Raw genomic sequence first — 3,109 nt, 5'->3', positions numbered from 1 at the left:
CCGCCCAGCCGCGCCGGCCTCAACCGGCGGGTGCCCGGCAGCCACCTGCACACCACCGTGCGCGTCCCCGAGCGGCGGATCTCGCAGCCGCGCACCAGCCAGCCGCGCACCAGCCAGCCGCGCACCAGCCAGCCGAAGCCGGCCGCCGGCAGCCCCGCGCCGGGCAGCCCCGTCCCGGGCGGGCTGGTCTGGCCGCCGATTCCCGAGCAGCGCGTGCCGGGCGACGGCCCGACGGCCACCGGCGGCCCCCGCCGCGACCCGGCGGCGGTGCGCGACGCCCTCACCGCCTTCCTCAGCGGTGCGGCACGCGGCGAAGCGGCCGCGTCCGCGCCGGCCGACCCGTCCACGCTCCTTCCGGAGAGGCATACATGACAGCGCATACCGAGCCGCTCAGCAGTGAGGCCCAGCAGTTCAACTGGCTGCTCAGCCAGTTCGCCGTGAACACGTCCGAGGTCATCGACGCGATCGCGGTCTCCAGCGACGGCCTGCTCATCGCCATGTCGCACACGCTGGACCGGGCCAACGCCGACCGGCTGGCCGCGATCACCTCGGCGATCATCAGTCTGGCGCACGGCGCCGCGCGGGTGTACGACATGGGTTCGCCGAACAAGGTCATCATCGACCTCGACGGCGGGTACCTGCTGGTCAGCGCGATCAGCTCGGGTGCCACCCTGGGCGTGCTCGCGTCGCGCGCCGCGAACCTGGGCAACCTCGCCTACGAGATGGCCGTGTTCGCCAACCGCGCCGGCGAGTTCCTCTCGCCCGTTCTCATCGAGGAACTGAAGAACTCGGTGGGCATGTGATGGCCGCCCGTCGCCGACCGCCGACGCCCCTGAAGCTCGTGGTAGCGGGCGGCTTCGGCGTGGGCAAGACGACGGCGGTGGGCGCCATCTCCGAAATCCCCGTGCTCACCACCGAGATGGCGATGACCGAGGTCGCGGCCGAGATCGACCGCACCGGGCACGTGCCCGACAAGACCACGACGACGGTCGCCCTCGACTTCGGCCGGCTCACCCTGGACGAGGACATCGTCCTGTACATCTTCGGCACGCCCGGCCAGGACCGGTTCGGCTTCATGTGGCACGAGCTGACCGAGGGGGCGCTCGGCGCGCTGGTGATCGTGGATACCCGCCGCCTGGACGAGTGCTATCCGGCGGTCGACTACTTCGAGCGGGCCGAGATGCCGTTCGTCATCGCGGTGAACCTGTTCGACGGCCGGCTCGCCCACGACCTCGACGACGTCCGCTGGGCCCTGGCGGTCAGCGAGGAGACCCCCCTGATCACGATGGACGCCCGCGACCGCGACTCGGTCCGTGACGCCCTCATCGCGGTCGCCCAACGCGCGCTCGCCACCGCCAGCCGCTGACGAACGGCCAATGACGTGCGGAACTCCGGGCCGGAACTTCGCACGTAGGGCCAGTAACCTCGCTGGTCACCGCGGCGCGCGCTGGCGGGCGGCGTGGGCGCGGACCTTTTCGCGGTTGCCGCACCAGGCCATCGAGCACCAGCGGCGGCGACCGCGGGGGTCCGCGAACAGCCAGCCGCAGCCGTCGCCGGGGCAGGCGCGCACGGCGTCGGCCGTCGCGGAGGTGACCAGCCGGGCCGCGTGCCACGCCACCTGCAGCAGCGGCAGCTCCACATCGGACGCGCCGGTCAGGCGCCAGGTGGCGGGGCGTCCGGGTGCGAGGTGGGCCACCGCCGCGGCGCGGCGGGCCTCCGCGTCGAGCGCACCCCAGGCCGCCGTCTGCTCACCCTCTCCCGTGAGTACGTCGTAGAGCGCCTCCCGCAGCGCGATCGCCCGGCGCAGCACGGCCTCGCTGGCCGCCGGGTGGCGCGCGCCCGCCCGGCGGGCCGCGGCCACCTCGTCGGGCGTGAGCAGCCCGGCGTGGCCCACCCACACGCAGAGGTGGGCGTGGCTGTGCAGGTACTCCTTCGGGGTGGGGGCGCGCCAGCCGGCCCGGGTGTTGCACACCTCGAGCGCCGGGTCGCCGGCCACGCAGAGCGGGACCGCGAAGCCGTCGATGTCGATGGATGCCATGTCAGCGCCTGTCCCGATCCGTCCGCCGCTGCTAACCTGTCAACACTATCTTACCGGTTAGGGGGCGGATCGGGTGCGCACCGTCGCGTTTCTCGCCTGGTCGCGGCTGCGGCACCGGCCGGCGCGCTGGCTGCTGATCGCGGCCGGCGTCGCCGTCGCCACCGTGCTGCCCGTGCTCTCCGCGAGCAGCGCCCACCTCGTCGCGGCGGCCGCCCCGGCGCACAGCCTCGCCGAGCTGCCGGCGGGCGAGCGCAGCGTCATCGTGACGTACTCGGGCGTGAGCGTGCCCGACGCGGACCTGGCGGCGATCGACGGCGCGGTCCGCACGCGGCTGGCCGACCTGAGCGCCGCCGCGCCCCGCGCCCAGCTCCTCTTCCGCCGCCTCGCCGACCCGAGCGGCGCCCCCTTCGCCCTCGGCGCGGCCGACGACCTCGGCTCCGCCGTGCGCCTGACCGCCGGCCGCGCGCCGGCGACCTGCACCCCCGCGCGGTGCGAGGTGGTGGTCGTGGGCGCGGGCGACCCGGCGCTCGACCCGGCGCTCGGCGTCGTCATCGTGGGCCACGCCGAGCGGGCCGACCCGCTGCTGCTCACCGGCACGTTCGAGCCCGGGCGCGACGTGCCGTTGCTGCTCGCCGACAGGGTGGCCGCCGCGTCGCGGCTGGCGGCGCTGGACAGCTTCCCGCGCGCCTACGGCTGGGTCGCGCCGGTCGACCTCGACCTCGTGACGAGGCTGGGCGTGTCCGGCTACCTGGCGCGCAGTGCCCGGGTCGGCGAGCAGCTGTCCGCCACCCGGGCCGGCATCACCGTCACCGCGCCCGACACCACGCTGCGCGCCGCGGGCGACCGGGCCGGGCGCTCCTCCCGCCGGTTCTCGCTGCTGGGCGGTGCCGCGACCGCGCTGCTGCTCGGCTTCGCCGTGATCGGCGCGATCGGCACGAGGCGCGACCATGCCGCCGTGCGTGCCCTGCTGCGGCGGCGGGGCGCGAGCCGGTCGGCGCTCGCCACCCTCACGGCCGTCGAGTCGGCGGTGCCCGTGCTCGTCGGCACGGTCGCCGGCCTGGCGCTCGGGGC

The 3,109-nt window shown here is 75.5% G+C and carries 4 protein-coding genes and 1 pseudogene; 4 read left to right on the top strand and 1 reads right to left on the bottom strand.

Translation table 11 applies throughout. The annotated features are described in order from the left end of the window. The 3 genes and pseudogenes from ABD211_RS27950 to ABD211_RS27940 form a co-directional block, all read left to right on the top strand. Positions 1 to 372, top strand: a pseudogene (locus ABD211_RS27950) (hypothetical protein); the annotation flags it as partial. Beyond that, complete coding sequence (locus ABD211_RS27945) at positions 369 to 803, top strand: roadblock/LC7 domain-containing protein (protein WP_344138305.1); 435 nt, start codon at positions 369 to 371, stop codon at positions 801 to 803. The pseudogene ABD211_RS27950 and the gene ABD211_RS27945, both read left to right, overlap by 4 nt. Beyond that, positions 803 to 1,366, top strand: coding sequence for a GTP-binding protein (locus ABD211_RS27940; RefSeq protein WP_344138304.1), 564 nt, complete (start codon positions 803 to 805; stop codon positions 1,364 to 1,366). Before ABD211_RS27945 ends, ABD211_RS27940 begins: the two co-directional genes overlap by 1 nt. A 66-nt stretch (positions 1,367 to 1,432) precedes the next feature. Here ABD211_RS27940 and ABD211_RS27935 read toward each other — a convergent pair whose 3' ends face one another. Further along, on the bottom strand, positions 1,433 to 2,038 hold the full coding sequence (locus ABD211_RS27935) for a CGNR zinc finger domain-containing protein (RefSeq protein ID WP_344138303.1): 606 nt from the start codon (positions 2,036 to 2,038) through the stop codon (positions 1,433 to 1,435). A gap of 73 nt (positions 2,039 to 2,111) precedes the next feature. On the opposite strand from ABD211_RS27935, the gene ABD211_RS27930 reads away from it, so the two are divergent. Then, the coding region (locus ABD211_RS27930; RefSeq protein ID WP_344138301.1) for a hypothetical protein at positions 2,112 to 3,109 on the top strand (998 nt) is incomplete at its 3' end.

The organism is Luedemannella flava, assembly GCF_039528515.1.
Lineage (GTDB): Bacteria > Actinomycetota > Actinomycetes > Mycobacteriales > Micromonosporaceae > Luedemannella > Luedemannella flava.
The sequence above is the reverse complement of the archived record's forward strand: the minus strand, read 5'-3'. Positions and strand labels throughout refer to the sequence as shown.

Coding starts and splice junctions, on each gene's coding strand:
- ABD211_RS27935 (WP_344138303.1), bottom strand. CDS start 2,038: ATGGCATCCATCGACATCGACGGCTTCGCGGTCCCGCTCTGCGTGGCC.
- ABD211_RS27940 (WP_344138304.1), top strand. CDS start 803: ATGGCCGCCCGTCGCCGACCGCCGACGCCCCTGAAGCTCGTGGTAGCG.
- ABD211_RS27945 (WP_344138305.1), top strand. CDS start 369: ATGACAGCGCATACCGAGCCGCTCAGCAGTGAGGCCCAGCAGTTCAAC.